The 18,227-nt window shown below is 67.6% G+C and carries 8 protein-coding genes; 6 read left to right on the forward strand and 2 right to left on the reverse strand.

Going from position 1 to position 18,227, the window contains the following annotated elements:
- Nucleotides 1–9: 9 nt before the first annotated feature.
- The gene (locus BSF38_RS27970; protein ID WP_076350303.1) at nucleotides 10–7,185 is read left to right on the forward strand and encodes a hypothetical protein; all 7,176 of its coding nucleotides are present in this window, start codon (nucleotides 10–12) and stop codon (nucleotides 7,183–7,185) included.
- Nucleotides 7,186–7,295: 110 nt separating this feature from the next.
- Here BSF38_RS27970 and BSF38_RS27975 read toward each other — a convergent pair whose 3' ends face one another.
- Together BSF38_RS27975 and BSF38_RS27980 are read right to left on the reverse strand one after the other, a co-directional pair.
- Nucleotides 7,296–8,582 carry a DUF1501 domain-containing protein gene (locus BSF38_RS27975; RefSeq protein WP_076350304.1) on the reverse strand — a complete coding sequence of 429 codons (1,287 nt, stop codon included), beginning with the start codon at nucleotides 8,580–8,582 and terminating at the stop codon, nucleotides 7,296–7,298.
- Between the two features lie 81 nt (nucleotides 8,583–8,663).
- On the reverse strand, nucleotides 8,664–10,358 hold the full coding sequence (locus tag BSF38_RS27980) for a DUF1549 and DUF1553 domain-containing protein (protein WP_076350305.1): 1,695 nt from the start codon (nucleotides 10,356–10,358) through the stop codon (nucleotides 8,664–8,666).
- A gap of 533 nt (nucleotides 10,359–10,891) precedes the next feature.
- On the opposite strand from BSF38_RS27980, the gene BSF38_RS27985 reads away from it, so the two are divergent.
- From BSF38_RS27985 to ilvC, 5 genes are all read left to right on the forward strand, one after another.
- The gene (locus tag BSF38_RS27985) at nucleotides 10,892–11,620 is read left to right on the forward strand and encodes an ABC transporter ATP-binding protein (RefSeq protein WP_076350306.1); all 729 of its coding nucleotides are present in this window, start codon (nucleotides 10,892–10,894) and stop codon (nucleotides 11,618–11,620) included.
- Between the two features lie 149 nt (nucleotides 11,621–11,769).
- A complete protein-coding gene (locus tag BSF38_RS27990) occupies nucleotides 11,770–14,544 on the forward strand; it encodes a Gldg family protein (RefSeq protein ID WP_076350307.1) in 2,775 nt (924 codons plus the stop codon).
- A 55-nt stretch (nucleotides 14,545–14,599) separates the two neighbouring features.
- The gene (locus BSF38_RS27995) at nucleotides 14,600–16,141 is read left to right on the forward strand and encodes a DUF4340 domain-containing protein (RefSeq protein ID WP_237170653.1); all 1,542 of its coding nucleotides are present in this window, start codon (nucleotides 14,600–14,602) and stop codon (nucleotides 16,139–16,141) included.
- 338 nt (nucleotides 16,142–16,479) lie between these two features.
- Nucleotides 16,480–17,037, forward strand: a complete 558-nt coding sequence (gene ilvN, locus BSF38_RS28000) for an acetolactate synthase small subunit (protein ID WP_076350309.1) — start codon at nucleotides 16,480–16,482, stop codon at nucleotides 17,035–17,037.
- A gap of 175 nt (nucleotides 17,038–17,212) precedes the next feature.
- Nucleotides 17,213–18,217 carry a ketol-acid reductoisomerase gene (gene ilvC, locus BSF38_RS28005; protein ID WP_076350310.1) on the forward strand — a complete coding sequence of 335 codons (1,005 nt, stop codon included), beginning with the start codon at nucleotides 17,213–17,215 and terminating at the stop codon, nucleotides 18,215–18,217.
- Nucleotides 18,218–18,227: the final 10 nt, after the last annotated feature.

Genomic DNA, 18,227 nt, shown 5'->3' on the forward strand with positions numbered 1-18,227 from the left:
GGCCCGCTCATGGCCCCTGCTCGATTCATCGCGGTTTCTCGGCTGCTGCTCGTCGGCCTGGGGACGATCGTCCTGACCGCCGCGGCGCGTTCCGCGGACGCCCTCCCCGAGGTCGTCCGCGTGCCGATCCCATCGAAGCGGGTCGCCAATTTCTTCCCCGCCGACACGCCGCTCCGGCTGATGACCCCGCGCGAGTTCGATGCGCTGGTGAAGACGGCCGAGGAGCGAGTGCGTCGAAGCGATTCGGGCCAGCCTCGACTGGTCCGCGCCCGGCACTCGGCGCGGTTCAGCGCGGGCCTGCTCAACGGTCGGTCGGAGCTTGTGATTGCGAACGCCTCGCAAGGTTCGGCGATGCTGCCGCTTGAACCGTGGTCGCCGGCGCTCCTCGCCGACGTCAAGTCCGGGGCGACCATCGGGGCGTTGAGTTCGGGGAAGACGGCCCTCTGGCTCGAACCGCCGAAGTCGACCGATGCGACGAGTGAAACCACGATCACGCTCGAATGGGAGCTGCGCGCGCGACCGGATTCGCGCGGCCGACTCTTCGCGCTGGCGTTGCCGGGCGACGAGACCTCCTCGCTGACGCTCGATGCGCCCAAGGGCTGGGCGCCGTCGGGCCCCTCGGGTCGTCGCGAGGGACCGGTCGCCGGACCGGGGACCGACCGCGAACTCTGGCGATTCCACGGCCGTCCGGCGGAGTGCGAGCTGCGCCTGGTCGATCTGGAAGAGAAGAAAGACGAGTCGAACCAGCCCCACGTCTGGGTCGGGGGCCCGACTCGCATCGACCTGGGCGCGGGGGGCGGGAAAGAGGCCCGAACCGTCAATTTCACCACCGCCTGGTCGGTTCAGACCGACTCCAGCGAGACCCGCGAGTTCTCGGCCGAACTGGCGCCAGAGCTCGAACTGCTCGGCGTGGTCGGCCCGAACGTGCGCGAGTTCCATCTCGATCCGCGAACCGAACAGGGCGCGTCGCGCGTGACAGTGACGCTAGCGGGAAACTCTCAGACGGTCTCGACGGTCGAGTTTCAGGCCCACGTACGAGCACCCGTCGAAGGCACGTGGACCGTCCCCTCGATCCGGCCGCTGCCCCCGGCGGTCTGGACCGGCGGCGCGACGAGCATCACGCTCGATGAATTCCACACGGTCCGCGCGTGCCGCGAGCGCGACGGCCGGCGCATCCCGCCGTCGTCGGCCGACCCCCAATCGGCCGCCCAGCTCGTGTTCGAGTCGTTCGCCCCCGGTCCCGTCGCCGATCTGACGTTTCGCGGCGCCGGGACGGAGACCCCGTACGTCGTTCGCGGACGGCTGTTCGTGCGCCAGTCGTCGACGCGGCTCGAATGCGAGTTCGACGGCCTGGGCTCGGGCGGATCGGCCTCGGAGTACGACGTCGAACTCCCCCCCAACTGGATTCTCGACCGCGTCCAGGTGAGCGGGGTCGACGACGCCGTCTCCTGGCACCAGACCGTCCGTCCCGACGGGAGCATCCTGCTCCGCGTCCTCGCGCCCCCCGCCGACGCGTCGGCCGAGGGGAGATCGCTGACCCTGAGCGCGGGGGCGACCGTGGCGCCGGGACGGGGACCCCTGGCGCTGCCGCGCGTCCGCCTGGTCAAGGGGACGATCGCCGACGAAGCCTGGGTCGCGCTCGTGGACGAGCCGACGCTCCTGACGCCGATCTCGACGAGCGGTCTAGCCTGGATCGACCCCGCGCAGGTCAAGGGGCTGCTTCCCCCGTCGATGACTCCGCCGTCGGACCTCAGGCCGGCGCTCGGATGGCGGTGGACGGCCGACGCGGCGGAGGCGATGATCGACCGGCAACGGGTCGAGCAGGAGCGGCAGGGCTGGATCCATGTGAAGGCCCGGATCGAGGATCAAGGCCGACGCCTCGCCGTCAGCGGCCGGATCACCGTGACCGGCGGTCGCGAGGGCCTGGAGAGCCTGCCGATCTGGATCGATCTGTCGCCGAACGCCGCCTTGTCGTGGACCTTCTCCGACCCGGCGACCGGGCGGAAGATCGCGACGACGCCGCTTTCCGAATCCGCGCGTCGAAAGCTCGGCCTGCCCCGTTCGGGCGTCGCCCTGGAGCTGGCCGCGACCCGCCCGACGTCGGGCCGGACCGCCGTCGACTTCCGGGCCGAGACGCCGTGGACCGGCCAGGGCCGGGTCCCGCTGCCGTGCCTGCCGAACGCGTTCGCCCCGCGCGGGGTCGTCGTGGTCGAGATCCCGCACCGGATGCGGTCGAAGGTCGTGACCAAAGAACTGAGCCGGATCGAAGCGTCGCTGGCGGGCCGACTCGCGCCGGGCCCCGGCCCATCGACTACGGCCGTCGCGTCCCCTTCGACGTCGTCGCCGTCGAGCCCGTACTGGACGGCCCACGCCCTCACATACTGGAAACCGGGCTGCACGCTCGATCTCGCAACCGAAGAACTCACGCCGGCGATGATCCGCGGCGTCGTCCACGACGCCCGTTTGACGACGCTCGTATACCCCCAGGGACGCTGGCTGAACCGGCTCCGGCTGGTCGTCGGCGCCGATCAGCTCGACGCGATCCCGCTGAAGCTCCCAGCCGACGCCGAGCTGGCGCGCGTCCGCCTCGACGGTCTCGACGTCGCCCCCACCCTCGATCAGGGGAACCTCTCGATCCCGCCGCCGCGCGCCCGCAACGAGAAGACGCGAACGATCGAGCTGGATTATTACGTGAACGTCGGACGATCCTTCGATCGTCGAGCCATTCGCCCCGCCGTTCCCGACTTCGGGCTCCCCTGCCTCTCCTTCGGCTGGGAGTTGGTCCTGCCCGCCGACTGGGAAATCGATCGAGCGGGCCAAGGCTTCGTCATGAACACGATGGACGAGGCGGTCGGTTGGCCATTCGGATCGCTGGGGTTCCCCAGGCCGCGATGGCCCGGCAGACGGCCGACGCCCGTCCTCGGCGAGGAGGGCCTCCGCGCGCTCGACGAGCAGCTCACGAATGCGGCCTCGCGGGAGCTGACCTTCTCGGAATGGTTCACCCGGTGGGACTCCGGCTCCTTCCCGGTGGTGATCGACCGGCTGTCGCTCGTTGCGGAAGGGTACGGCCCGCGCACGCCCTGTCAGCCGGCCCAGCGCGATCCCTCGGGTTCGTCGGTCTCGCTGCGAACCCTGCGGCAGAACGGCCTGGCCTTGGTGCTCGTCGACGACACGCTGGTGGTCACGTCGCGGCGCGAGGCCGGGCTGGCCGACGCGGCGACGACGTGGCGGGACGCGGTCGCCGAGGCCCTGTTCTGGGGAGCCGACCGGACCGACCGATTCCAATCGGCGGCGCGCTGGAGGGGCGAGGCGTCTTCGAGCGATCCGACCGCGGCCCGCCGCGAACGGCAGCTTCCGGGGTGGTCGACCTGGCGGTTGTCGTCGTCCGGCTGGCCAGGTCAAGACTCTCACGTCCAGACGATCGACAGGACGTCGCGGATCGTGCCGGGCTGGCTGACCGCCGTCCTGATCGTGCTCGTCGGCCTGAAGGGAGGGCGATCGCCTCGCCGCGGCCTGATCGTGCCGATGTTGCTGATGACGGCGGCGGTGGTCGTGCACGACCGGACCCGCGTCGCGCCGGCGCCGCTGAGCGCCGGGCTGTTCCTCGGGGCGCTCGGCCTGCTGCTGATCCGGCTCGGCCGGCTCTTGCGGACGACGCTCGGCGGCGCGAGAGCCGGATTGCGATCGAACCACGGTCGCACGCCGTTTCTGAAAAGAACCGGCGCGCGGGTCGCGACCCTCCTGGCGGCGACGGCGGCGTGCCTGGCGATCCCGCCGGCCCTCGCCGTGCTCGACGTCGAAAAGCCGATCATCGCCCTGATCCCCTACGACGGCGTCTACGATCGCTCGATCCCGCCGGGGCGGATCGTGGTCCGGCAGGAAGACTACCAGCGGCTGGCGCGGATCGCCGAGCCGCCGCCCGCCGCAGCGGGCTCGGAACTCGCGATCCTGTCGGCCGAACATCACGCCAAACGATCGAAGGATCGTGAGGTCGCGGTCGTCAGCGATTACACCCTGAAGCTCGGCCCCGGGTCCGTCGCCTTTGATTTCCCCGTCTCCGGCGCGCGCGACATCGAGGCGACCGTCGACGACCAGAGCGCCCCGGTGCTCATCGCGCCCGGGGGCGAGCGCGGCGTGGTGACGGTCGCCGGCAGCCGCACCGTCCGGCTGCAACTGCGGCGCACCACCGTCCCGGCCCTCGACGGCGCGATGGAAGTGCTCGACCTCAAGATCAACCCGTCGCCCCTGGCCCGATTGATCCTCGACCAGCCCCCCGGCTTCCGCCCCGTCCAGCACCTGGGCGCCCGGGGCAAAGTGGTGGCGAAGGGCGATCAGACGATCCACGCGAACCTCGGCCCCGTCGATCGCATCGAGATCTCCTGGACCTCGGCAGAACCGGTCCTCGACCAGCCCAGCGCGAGCGTCGAGAGCATCGTCCTCTGGGATCTCGATCCCGCCGGCGAGAGGGTTCGCGCGCGGTTGACCTACCGGCCGCGACGGCGGACGTCCACGATCCGGATCGCCATGGAGCCGGGCCTGATCCCTCGCGAGATCCAGGTCCCGGGACTCGTCGATTCCTCATGGGGGGGGACGCCGCAAAATCCCGAGTGGATCGCGCGGGTCGATCCGCCGATCCAGGATCGGACCACGGTGGTCCTCGACTTCTGGCGTCCGTTGCAAGCGACGACGGCGAGCCGACCGGGGGAACCGGTCGACCCTTCCGGGGCGATCACGCGGCGCTTCCCGAAGATGGAGCCGCTGGGCGTCGATCGGGACTCCGGCTTGCTGGCGGTCCGCAGGCCGGGGCACTGGACGGGACGGCTCGAACCGATCAAGGGCGCCGAGCCGCTCAGCGACGAGAGCTTCGTGCGGGCCTGGGGAACCCTCCCCGACGACGCGCTCACTTTCGCCGGGACCGTGCGGTTCAACGCGCGCGACGCCGTCGAATTTCGGACCGGACCGACGCCGCTGCGACTCAAGATGAAGCCGTCGGTCCAGCTTCGGCTCGACTCGGGCCGGATCGACTGCCAGATCGAGGCCGAGCTGACCGAGATCTCGGGCTTGCTCGATCATCTGGCGTTTCAGATTCCCGAGCCCCTGATCGTGCTCGGCGTCGAGTCCGAGGGCATGACCGACTGGAGCCGGCCGGCCGGCCGGCCGTTGCAGGTTCGCTTCGACCACGTCGAGCTGATGTCTCGGCGCGCGATCAAGATCAAGATCAAGGGCTGGATTCCCGTCACGGAGCTGGACGCGAAGGCCAAGCCTCAGCAGTTCCGGACTCCGCTGCCCTGGATCGTCCTGCCCGGCGCTTCAACCGCGCCCGGCTCGCTGATCGTGGTCTCGAAGGCACCCGCCGAGCTGCCGGCCACCCCCGGTGGGGTGGTCCTGCTGTCGTCGGGGCCGGCGGAGGCGGGCGGACCAGGGTCGCGCCAGGTTTACCGGATCGACGACCCGACGAAGGCCGCCGAGTTGCGATGGTCGCCCCCGCCCCCGCGCGTCAACGTCTCGGTGCTGAGCCAGATGACGATCCATCCCGATTCCGCCGAGTGGATCGCGATCCTCCGCTACGACGTCGCCGGCGGCTCGCTCGACGCAATTCATCTCGAAATCCCGGCGATCTGGGCGGCCAAGGCGCAGCTTCAACTCGCGGGTCAGGATCATCAGCTCACCACCGTATTGCGCGACCAGTCGACGTTCTGGCTCATCACGCCGGAACGCCCCATCTGGGGGTCGCAGCGACTGGTCTTGCGATCGAGCGTGCCGATCGCCTCGGAGCAAGAGGTCAAATTCCCCGAGGTCACGCCGCGGGGCCAGGGAGCCGCCGACGCCTGGCTCGGCCTCGTCTTCGCGACGGCGTCGCCGCTGACGATCGCGGGATCGGCCGGCCTTCAGTCGATCGCCTACACGAGCCGCTTTCAGGCCGAGGAGTTCGGCGCCGCCGCGGGGATTACGACGCGCGGCTTCCACGTCGAGCGCGCGAACTGGTGGCTCAAGGTGCAGGCGCCGCGCCGCGCCGAGGCGTCCCGCGTCGCGGACGACGACTCCGCCCGCGTGAAGACGGCGGAAGTCATCTACGTCCTGTCGCCGGACGGGTCGCTCCTCGGCCGGGCCTCGTACCAGACCGAGCCGCGCACCGGCCAGTTCCTCACCGTCGACCTCCCCGCCGAGGGCGTCCCGACCTGGGCGACCGTCGAGGGGACGGCCGTGGAGCCGTTGCTCGCCGAAGGCGGAAGATGGATGATCCCGCTCGAGGAACAGACCACCCAGTGCGTGACCGTCGTTTGGAACGAAGGCCCCGCCGCTGATCCTGCTCGATCACGGTCGCTTGGCCTGCCGCGCGCCGGGACGGGACGGGCGTCGACTCTGGTCGGCGTCCATCTGCCTCCCGAACGCGTCCTCAAACCCGCGCTCAGCGGCCTGGAGATCGTGGGGTCGGAACGCGTGGAGCAGGAGCGATCCGATCAAATCGCCCAGCGGATCACCGAATTCCTGGCCGAGATGGATCGCGGCTCGGGCCGCGACCGGGAACGTCTGACCTCGCTCCTGATCAACCATGAACTGGCGATTCGAACCGTCGAGCACGCGTTGCAAGCCGTGTCGAGGCGAGGCGCGGACCGCGCGCGGCGCGACCGGGCCGCGCGCGAGCTTGAGGTCGTCAAGTCGTCGCGAGCCGCTGTGGTCGAGGCCGTCCGCTCGGCGGGGCTGGACGAGCAGATCGAGTCGGCCCGGGTCTACCTGGGACTCTCCGACAAGGGGGCGGGGGCGCAAACCCTCGGCGTCCCCGAACCGACCGGCGTCGACCGGATCCGGAAGCTCGGCAAGCCGACGTTCCTGATCGGCTCAATGCCGGGACTCCAAGAGCCGCCGGTCCAGGTCGAGGTCGTCGTCGACGGGCCGACGTGGTACGCGGGATCGAGCGCCGACCGAGCGCGGTCGATGCTGCTTCTGGTCCTGCTGCTCGGGTTGGGCGTGACCGGACTGACGACGGCTCGCCTGGCGGGCGCCCAAAGCCTGATGATCGCCGCCTGCCTGGCGCTCGCGGCCCTGGCCGGCGGCCCTCCAGGACTGGCCCTGGCCGCGGCGGCCGTCGCGGTGGGCTGGTCGTCCGCCGCTCCCTGGAGAACGCGAGTACCGGCCGACCGCGTCGAGAGCACCCTGGGCTCAAGCCTCGTCAGCTCGCGTTGAGATACAAGCTCGAAGCGCCAGCGAGTGGATCGTCCCGACGGCCGACGCCGGATGCGACGTGGTCCGGGAGATCCACTCGCTGGCGCTTCGAGCTTGTAAACCCGAGGCGTTCAGCCGATCAGTTCGGGAAGCGGCTTGCCGCCGTCGACGATCTTCATCGGGCGGCCGCGGGGGGTAGTGTACTGGGTGTCGATGCCGATGCCCATGGTCTTGGTCATCGTCGCAATCAGGTCCATCACGCCGATGGGTCGATCGGAGACGTCGACGCCGTCTTTGTCGGTCGAGCCGACGACTTGCCCCGACTTCATGCCGCCGCCGCCGACGACGACCGACCAGCTCCGCGGCCAATGGTCTCGGCCGGCGTTCTGATTGATCCGAGGAGTGCGGCCGAACTCGCCCATCCAGACGATCATCGTCGTGTCGAGCAGCCCGCGCGCCGCGAGGTCGGCCACGAGCGCCGACATCCCGAGATCCAGCTCGGGGAGCAGACGTTTGGAAAGGGCGTCGAAATTATTGGTGTGGGTGTCCCAGCCGCCGAGCGAGACCTCGACGTAGCTGACCCCCTGCTCGACCAGCCGCCGGGCCATCAGGCAGCCCGAACCGAACGACCCCTTGCCGTAGGCCTCGCGAATCGGCGCGGGCTCGGAATCGAGGCTGAAGATGTTCTTCAACTTCGAATTCATCATCCGGATCGTCTTGCCGTAGACGGCCTTGTGGTCGACGGCCATCTGATTGCGACGCTGGCCGATGAACTGGTTCTCGACCTGGCTGAGCATCTGGAGCCTGCGCTCCAGGCGCAGCTCGTCGACGTCGCCGGGGGGTTTGAGGTTGGCGATCGGCGCGTTCGGGTTCTGCACCATGAAGGGGGTGTACGACATGCCCAGGAACCCGGCCCCCGCCCCCGGCGAGTTGATCGCCACGCAGTGCGGCAGGTCGAAGTCGCTCATCTGCGAGCCTAACTCAAGCGCGCAGGACGAGCCCCAGCCGGGATGGACCACCGTCGGGTTGGGCACGTAGCCGGTGTGCATCAGGTACGTGCCGCGCTCGTGGTTGCCCTCCTTCGAGTCGAGCGACCGAAGGATGTTCAGATGGTGCATCTGCTTGGCCGTCTTGGGCATGTGCTCGCTGATCTGGACGCCCGGCGCCGACGTCGCGATCGGTCGAAACGGCCCGCCGTTCTTCTCGCTGTCGGGCTTGAGGTCCCAGATGTCGAGATGGCTGGGGCCTCCCGACATCCAGAGCACGATGCAGCTCCGGTGTTTCTTGCGGACGTCCGCGGCGTTGGCCCGAAGGTCCGTGAAGAACTGCGCCGCCGGAACGCTCAGGGCCGTGGCGGCCATGTGGCCCAGGAAGTGGCGTCGGCTGAGTCCGCCGGGCGAAGCCATGATCGACGACATGAAAGGTCGGCTCCTAGAAGGTCCCGGACCGCCCCGCGCGGCGGGCGGACGAGGGAGAGGCGGCGGCGTTGGAATGCTACGTCAATGGATCAGGATGAACTCGTTGGAGTTGAGCAGCGCCCAGAAGAGGTCCTGCAAGACATGAAGCGAGTCGGGGAACGCATCCAGGTACTGCATGGCCGCGTGTCGCTCCTTGGCCGTCGGGAACCGGCTGAGGGCCGCCAGGTAGATCTGATCGATCATGTAAGGCGCCGGCGCGCGTCCTTGCTTTTGGGCCTGCTCAAGGACGTCGGCGAGGAAGCTGCCGGACTTGCCGGAAAGGGCGTCCTTCATCAGCTCGCCGTTCATCATCATCAGCGACTGGGGGATCGTCCCTTGAAAGCTGGTCGCCTCGTCCCCCTCGTCGTTGCCGAAGGCGAAGAGGAATTGCTTCATCCAGGCCTCGCGTTTGGCGTCGTCGCGACCGCCGGCGGTCTTGTGGGCCGAGGTCGCCGTGAGCAGCGAGTCGAAAAGCTGTTCGGGCGACATCGGCCGAAGCTGCATGACGTTAAAGACGCTGTCGTCCCGGTCGCCTCCCTTGGAAACCTCGCCCTTGCCGGCCCGGAGGCTCGTCGCCTGGTAGGCCCGCGACGTCATGATCCAGCGGATCATCTGCTTGACGTCGTATTTGGAGTCGCGGAACGCGTCGGCCAGCTTGTCGAGGATCTCCGGGTTCACAGGGACGTTGTGGGGGCCGATGTCGTCGATCGGGTTGACGAACCCCCGCCCCAGGAACTGAGCCCACATCCGGTTGGCCATGGCCCGGGGAAGCAGGTCGCTCTTGGGGTCGGTGATCATCTTGCCGAGCTCGACGCGACGGATCACGCCGTCGCCGTGGCCGGCCTTCACGCCGTTGAGGAACGTGGGGAAGGCGACGCCCATCATGCCGTTGCGCTTCTCGAACCGGGCCGTGGCGTTGGACGGCTCGTCATGCAGCTCGGTGTGGTCGTAGGCTTCCAGGCCGGCGGCGTTGGGCGCGTTCTTGTCCTCGGTCTTGACCCCTCGGAAGAACGCGTTGATCCCCCAGAAATCGCTCTGCTTCCAGTCGTTGTTCGGGTGGTCGTGGCACTGCACGCATTGGATCTGCTGGCCGAGGAACAGCCGGGTGGTCCGCGCGGTGAGCGGCACCGCCTCGGATTCGAGATGCGCCAGCGTGAAGTTGACCGCCCCGTTCTCGCGGTTCGAGCCGCTGGCCGTAACCAGGTCGTAGACGACCTCGTTCCAAGGGCGGTCGGCCGCGAACTGCTTGCGCAGCCAGGCGGTCAGGGCCGCTCGATCGACCATCCGCCCCTGGGGGCTGCGGCCGACCAGGAGGGTGGTCCACTGGGTCGCGAAGTTCTTGGGGAAGTCGACGTGGTTGAGCAGATATTCGACCAGCTTGCCTCGCTTGTCGGCTTCACGCGTGGACAGGAACGCGCGAGCTTCCTGGACGCTGGGGATGCGGCCCAGGACGTCGAGATAGGCGCGACGGAGGAATTCCTCGTCGCTCGCCGGCTTGCCCGGCTTGACTCCGGCCTCTTTCCAGGCCGCTTCCAGCAGCGGGTCGAGGAAGTTCCCGGCGGCGGAGACCGAAGCCTGGGAGGCCGTCGACGACTTCGACGCCGGCCGATCGCCGGCCGTCGCTAGGATCGGAATCGCGAAAATCGCCCAGGCGAGGGCCGCGCCGCTCGCCGTCGCGAACGCGACCGCCGAAACACGAAGTCCCCGGCCGACCCGCCGTCCCTGTCGCGAATTCATGGGAAACCACCCCCAAGAGGCCAACCCCGGGCGATCTCGGGTCGTGCCGACGCGGGACCGGTCGTTTCGATTTCTCAAGATGCGGCGCGTGGAAATTTCGAAAGCGACAGGCGTCGACCGGACCAGGACGCGGAGGATGTTCCTCGAACGACTACACCCTTCTACGATCTATTACCAGACTAGTTCACCGATGTGACCGCCACAAGTTTATTCAAGCCTCGACTCACCCGTCAATCCACGCATTGCGCCGAATTCTTCGTAAGCGTCGGCCTTGGGGAGGTTTCCGATGCAGGGTCGACGCCGGCCGTCCGAACGGTTGCGTCGGGTCTTTCGGCTGCGCATAATGAACCTCTTCGTCGGAGCTTCGTAAAGGGATGGTAAGGACGGCGAAGGCTCCGCGCATCGCATTCAACGACCGAGTCGTATCCGGCTGACGGGCGGTTCCCACTTGACCGTCCGGTCTCCGGTCAGGCCAACTCGGCCCTCTTTTACAGGGTCGATCCGATTTCAAAGTCTGGGAGGAACGTATCGGCATGTCCACGCCGGTCATGATCGAAGCCGACGGGCTTTGCAAGCAATTTGGTTCGTTTCTGGCGGTCCGCGACGTGTCCTTCTCGATCCCCAAGGGGCAGGTAGTCGCGTTCCTCGGCCCCAACGGGGCGGGCAAGACCACGACGATGCGGCTGCTCACGGGGTTCGTGGCGCCCACGCACGGCTCGGCCCGGATCGCCGGGATCAACGTCCAGGAAAACCGGATCGAGGCCGCCGAGCGGCTCGGCTACCTGCCGGAAAACGGTCCGCTCTACACCGATATGACGCCGATCGGCCTGCTTCGGTTCTTCGGCGCGGCCCGCGGCCTGTCGGGATCGCGGCTGGCCGACCGCATCGCCGCCGTCGTCGATCAGTGCTCGTTGAGCACCGTCGCCCACAAGGCGATCGGCAAGCTCTCCAAGGGCTACCGCCAGCGGGTGTCGATGGCCCAGGCGATTCTCCACGATCCCGACGTGCTGATCATGGACGAGCCGACCAGCGGCCTCGACCCGAACCAGATCCGGGGCGTTCGCGCGCTGATCCGCGACCTCGGTAAGACGAAGACCGTGCTGGTCTCGACGCACATCCTCCAGGAGGTCGAGCCGATCGCCGGCCGCGTGCTGTTCATCCACGACGGCAAGATCGTCTTCGACGGCGCCCCGGCCGACCTCGCCCGCAAGAGCGGCACCCTGGAAGAAGCCTTCTATTCGTTGACGTCGCAACCGGTGTAACCCTCCGAGAGCGCGGCCGTCGGCCCGGCCCGGGCGTCGTGAGCGTCGGATTGCTTCCTTAAATTAAAGAAGCGACGAGCCGCGCGGCTTCGCCTCATCGTCAGCAGACCAGACCCTCGACCACTGCCCAATTTAGAGGAATCCCCGCGGTGACTACGCTCGAATCCGAACCCAGCAGCAAAAAGCCGGCTCCTTCCGGAGCTCGATCGCGGCAAGGCGGAATCCGACCGTTCCGGGCCCACGTGATCTGGGCCGTCTTCAAGCGCAATCTTCAGAGCTATTTCAGCAACCCGGCCGGATACGTGTTCATCACGTTGTTCGTCTTCATCAGCTCGGCGGTCGCGTTCTGGCAGGACGAGTTCTTCACCAACAACCTGGCGAACCTCGACCAGCTCAACCGGTACATGCCGTACTTGCTTCTGTTCTTCATCCCGGCGATCACGATGAACTCGTGGGCCGACGAGCGGAGGCAAGGGACCGACGAACTGCTGCTGACCCTCCCCGCCCACGACCTCGACGTGGTGCTCGGCAAGTACTTCGCGGCCCTCGGCATTTTCACGGTGGCCTTGCTGTTCTCGTCGAGCCACCTGCTGGTGCTCTCGTATCTCGGCTCTCCCGACCTCGGCGTGATGGCGTCGACGTACCTCGGCTACTGGCTGATGGGCGCGCTGTTGATCGCCGTGGGGATGGTGGCGTCGCTCTTGTCGTCGAACGTCACGGTCGCGTTCATCCTGGGCGCCCTGTTCTGCGCCATACCGATCTTTCTGGGAGGGATCGGGTCGCCGACCGGCGGTCCGCTCCGTCGCCGGCTTGAAGGGTGGTCGGTGCCGGCCCAGTTCCACGATTTCGGCGTCGGGGTGGTCACGCTGTCGGGCCTCTTCTACTTCGTCGCGCTGGCCGCGGCCATGCTCTACCTGAACATGGTGCTGCTGGGCCGCCGGCACTGGGCGGGAGGCGAGGCCAGCAAGGGCCTCTGGTTCCACGCGGCGGTTCGGTTCGCGGCGGTGATCCTGGCCCTGTTCAGCCTCAATATGATGATCGAGCACCTGGGCGCCCGCGCCGACGCCAGCTCCGAAAAGCTGCACACGCTGTCGGCCGAATCGATCGAATTGATCGATCAGATCAAGGACGACCGGCCGGTCATGATCCAGGCGTTCTACAGCCCGGAGGTTCCCCGCGAGTACGTCGAAACCAAGACCGACCTGCTGGACCTGTTGCAGAGCTACGCGGCCCGCAGCCGGGGGAAGATCCAGCTCAACCTGACGCCGACCGAAACGTACTCGACCGCCGCCCGTGAGGCCGAGAAGCGGTTCGGGATCGAGCCCAGGCGGGTCGTCACGACCGACCAGGCCAAGCAGTCGTCCACCGAGATCTTCCTCGGCGTCGCCTTCACCTCGGGTCTTGAAGAGGTGGTGATCCCGTTCTTCGACCGCGGCCTGCCCGTGGAATACGAGCTGACGCGATCGATCCAGGTGGTCTCGCGGAGCAAGCGGAAGAAGGTCGGCATCCTCTCGACCGACGCCAAGATGATGGGGGGCTTCAATCAGCAGAGCTTCGGCCAGACGCCCGAATGGTCGATCGTCACCGAGCTGAAGAAGCAGTACGAGGTGACTTCGGTCTCGCCCGACACCCCGATCGCCGACGATTTCGACGCCCTGCTCGTCGCCCAGCCGTCGTCGCTGACCCAGAAGCAGATCGACAACCTGACCGCCTACGTCAAGAACGGGGGCCCCGCGCTCCTGTTCCTCGACCCGTTCCCGGTCGACAACCCGCAGATTTCCCCCGAAGTCCCCCGGGCGCCTGCCGGTGGGCCGTTCGGCGGCAGTCCTCCGCCCGAGCAGAAGGGGAACCTCAGGCCGCTGCTCGACCTGGTGGGCATCGACTGGCCGACCACCGAGATCGTCTGGAACTCGTACAACCCCCATCCCCAGCTCGCCGACCTCCCCCCCGAGGTCGTGTTCATCGGCCGAGGGAGTGGTGAGAAAGACGCGTTCAACCCGGACCAGAGCGCGACGTCGGGCCTTCAGGAGATCGTCACCCTGTTCCCCGGCATGCTGCGAAGCAAGGGGGGGGGAGCCGGTCCCGAGTTCACGCCGCTGTTGCGAACCAGCGACGCCGGCGGCTTGATCTCCTGGTCCGAGACGGCGCAGCAGGGCTTCATGGGGATCTCCGGGATCAACCCCCGGCGTCGCCACCTGCCCAGCGACGTCGGCTACACGCTGGCCGCCCGGGTCAAGGGAGCGGCGGCCGGCGAGCCCAAGCCCGCCAGCGATCCCGCCAAGAAGGACGAGAAGAAGCCCGAGGAGAAGCCCGCGACCATCAACGTGATCGCCATCGCCGACCTCGACATCATCTCCGAGCAGTTCTTCGAGCTGCGGCGGCGGAAGATCGAGAACCTCGACTTCGACAACGTGACCTTCGTGCTCAACTGCGTCGACGTCCTGGCCGGCGACGAGTCGTTCGTCACGCTCCGCAAGAAGCGGCCCAAGCACCGGACGCTCGTGGCGATCGAGGAGCAGACCAAGGACTTCCTCGAAGCGTTGCAGAACCAGACCAAGTCGGCCGAGGACGCCGCCAAGAACAAGCTCGACGACGCCCAGAAGGCGTTCGACAAGCAAGTCGACCAGGTCAAGACCCGAACCGACCTCGACGAGCGGACCAAGGAGATCATGCTGGCCAACCTCCAGGAGGTCGCCCAGCGCCGGCTCGACGTCGAAAAGCAGAAGATCGAGGACGAGAAGCTCAACCAGATCCGCGAGGGCAAGGCCGACTCGGAGCAGAAGACCCGGGCCATCGAGAACCGGGTCCGCTACCTGGCCGCGGCGATCCCGCCGCTTCCCCCGCTGATCCTGGGGATCATCGTCTTCATCACCCGGCTCCGTCGCGAGAACCTGGGCGCCAGCCCCAAGCGGCTGGCGGCCTGAGCCCGTCGCAACGTCATCCGCATCCAGAGAACACGCAGGAATCGCAAGAGGAACGATGATGACCGAGCTTTGGAAAACGGGGGTCTTCGTCGCGGTGGCCCTGGCGCTCACCGGGGCCGCCGTGATCACGACCCGAGACCGCGTCACGCGGAACGAAGCGTTCAACGACCAGGGGCAGCCCTTCTTCCCCGAGTTCAAGGACCCCCTGCTCTGCACCGACCTGGAAGTCGTCGACTTCGACCCGTCGACGGCCACCGCCTCGCGGTTCCGGGTCATGTTCAAGGACAACACGTGGGTCATCCCGTCGCACTACGACTACCCGGCCGACGCCCGCGATCGGCTCTCCAAGACGGCCGCCGCCGTCATGGACCTGACCAAGGACTCGATCCGGTCGGACAACGGCGACGACCAGGAAGCCATGGGGGTCATCGACCCGCTTGACGCCAAGGTCAGCGCCCTCAAGGGGCGCGGCAAGCGGATCACGCTCCGCGACGCCTCCGAGAAGGTCCTCGCCGAGTTCGTGATCGGCGACGAGGTCAAGGACCGGTCCGGCCAGCGCTACGTCCGCGTGCCGGGGCAAAAGCGGATCTACGGCGTCGCGGTCAAGGCCGAGCCCTCGACCCGGTTCGCCGACTGGATCGAGACGAACCTCCTCAAGGTCGACGCCGCCAAGCTGCGTAAAATCGAGTTCGACAACTACAAGGTCAACCTCGAACAGGGCTATCAAAAGGGCGAAGTCCTCGACGTCGACCGCAAGGATTCCGCCGCCCCCTGGACGATGCCCGGCCTCGCAGCCGGCCAGGAGGTCAACCCCGACAAGATGAAAGCCGTCACCGACGCCCTGGCCGATCTCAAGATCGTCGGCGTGCGGCTCAAGCCCGCCGGCCTGACGCGCGACCTCAAGAAAAGCGACCAGAAGGGGATCACCCTCACGGCGCCCACCGTCGCCTCGCTCCAAGGCAAGGGCTTCTACATGACCAAGGACGGCCAGCTTCTCTCGAACCAGGGAGACGTCCGGGTCTACACCGACGAGGGGGTCGTCTACACCCTTCGGTTCGGCGAAGTCACGTTCGGCGCCGGCGACGAACTCGAAGTCGGCGAGCGCGACGACGCCGAGAAGAAGAAGGACGAGCCCAAGAAGAAGGACGGCGCGACGGCCGAAAACCGTTACGTGATGGTCACCGTTTCGTTCGACCCCACGCTCATCCCCGAGCCCAGGGTCGAGGAGGCCAAGCCGTCAGTCCCCGTCGGCCAGCTCCCCGCCGACGTGCTCGCCCCCGATCCCAAAGATCCCAAGACGATCGCCGCAGAGGAAGTCGCCAAGAAGAAGGCCGAGATGGAGAAGGCCGAGTACGAGAAGAAGATCGCCGACGGCAAGAAGCGGGCCAAGGAGCTGACCGACCGGTTCGCGTCGTGGTACTACGTCACGCCCGGCGCCAGCTTCCGATCGATCAACCTCGACCGCGCCGCCCTCGTCCGCCCCAAGCAGGTGCCCGCCCCGCCCGGAGGCGCCGCCGGATTCCCAGGATTCCCCGGCGGCGGCGAAATGCCGACGTTCCCCGACGGCGCCGGCGGACTGCCTCAGGTCCACCCCTGACGCCTCGCCGACGACCTTCCAGCGGACCCGCCCCCGGGGCCGTCGAGTCCGAACCTCGACGGCCGCCGGGGCGTCTGTGCTTCCGGCGCATGGGAGTCTCGGCCCGACTATGGTAGAATGGCGGCACGCCAGACCGGCGCGTGCGGCCGAACGGGTCTTGCAACGATCCCGTGGTCAGACGTAAAGTCTTGAATGTTCTGTTCTTGAAGAGGCAGCCAGGGGACCGGCCGAATTTCGGTCCGCGCCCTGGCCGCCGAACTGGGGAAGCGGCGATGGCTAGCAGCACGGGCATCGATACCTCGAATCCTTCGACCAGGGAAGCCTCGCAGACCAGGGGGATGCGCCACGTCCTTTCCGCCCTGGTTCAGAACCGGCCCGGGGTACTCGCCCACGTATCGGGGATGTTCGCCTCGCGGGGCTACAACATCGACAGCCTGGCCGTCGGCGAGACCGAGAACCCCTTGCTCTCGCGGATCACCGTGGTGGTGATGGGCGACGACCGGTATCTCGAGCAGGTGCGCAAGCAGCTCGAGAAGATCGTCACCGTGGTGAAGGTCCATGACATCTCGAAGGAAGACTACGTCGAACGCGACTTGATGCTGATCAAGATCAAGGCGACGCCGGCCAACCGGATGGAAATCCAGTCTCTGGTGCAGATCTTCCGGGGACGGATCGTCGACGTCAGTCTTGAAGAAGTCATGATCGAGATCTCGGGGCAGGAGAAGAAGGTCGAGGCCTTCATCGAAGCCGTCCGCGGCTACGGGATTCTCGAGATGGCCCGGACGGGCCGGATCGCGCTGGTCCGCGGCTGCCGGAGCATCGAGGAAAACGCCCCGGACGCGTCGTCGCCCGTCGAGGACGCAGAGCCGATGGTTCATGGGCATTCCGAGCTTTGAGCTGTTTCGGCCCACGCCGTCGTCGCCCCGCGACGCGAGCCCGTCGCCTTGCGTCGCTTTCCCGCCCGGCCTTCAAGCGACGCCCGCCGAACCAACCCGCCCGGGACTGAGCCGATCAGGCCCCGGGTCTTCTATTCCTACTCTTACGACAAGACGAGCCACCGAGGAGAACGCGATGCCCGCCCAGATGTACTACGATCAGGACGCCGACCTTTCGCTGCTCAAGGGCAAGACGGTGGCGATCATCGGCTACGGCAGCCAGGGTCACGCCCACGCCCAGAACCTCCGCGATTCGGGATGCAACGTGGTGGTCGGCCAGCGGCCGGGCTCCGCCAACTACGACATCGCCGTCAACGACGGGTTCAAGCCGGTCTCGGCGGCCGAGGCGGCCGAAGCGGGCGACCTGGTCAACCTTCTGCTCCCCGACGAAGTCCAGGGCGACATCTACGCCAACGACGTCAAGCCGCACCTTCGCCCCGGCAACCTGCTGCTCTGCTCCCACGGTTTCAACATCCACTTCGGACAGGTCGTGCCGCCGAAGGGCGTCGACAGCGCCCTCGTGGCCCCCAAGGGCCCCGGGCACCTCGTCCGCAGCGAGTACGTTCGTGGCGGCGGCGTCCCCTGCTTGATCGCCACCGCCGACGACTGCTCCCCCGCCGGCAAGGCCCTGGCCCTCGCCTACGCCAAGGGCATCGGCGGCGCCCGCGCCGGCGTCTTGCAGACCACCTTCGCCGAAGAGACCGAGACCGACCTGTTCGGCGAGCAAGTCGTGCTCTGCGGCGGCCTCAGCGCCCTGGTCAAGATGGGCTATGAGACGCTGGTCGAAGCCGGCTACCAGCCGGAGAGCGCGTACTTCGAGTGCGTCCACGAGCTGAAGCTGATCGTCGACCTGATCTATCAGGGCGGCCTCGACTACATGCGGTACAGCATCTCGAACACGGCCGAATACGGCGATTACAGCCGGGGCCCGCGGATCATCAACGAGCAGACCCGCGAGGAGATGCGGAAGATCCTCCGCGAGATCCAGTCGGGCCAGTTCGCCCGCGAGTGGATTCTCGAAAACAAGGCCAACAACCCCGTGTTCAACGCCACCAAGAAGCTCGAACGCAAGCACCCGGTCGAGACCGTCGGCAAGCGGCTCCGCGCTCTCATGCCGTGGATCAAAGCCAAGACGGTCTGACCCATCCGAG

It is taken from the genome of Paludisphaera borealis (genome assembly GCF_001956985.1).
In the GTDB taxonomy this organism is placed as follows: domain Bacteria; phylum Planctomycetota; class Planctomycetia; order Isosphaerales; family Isosphaeraceae; genus Paludisphaera; species Paludisphaera borealis.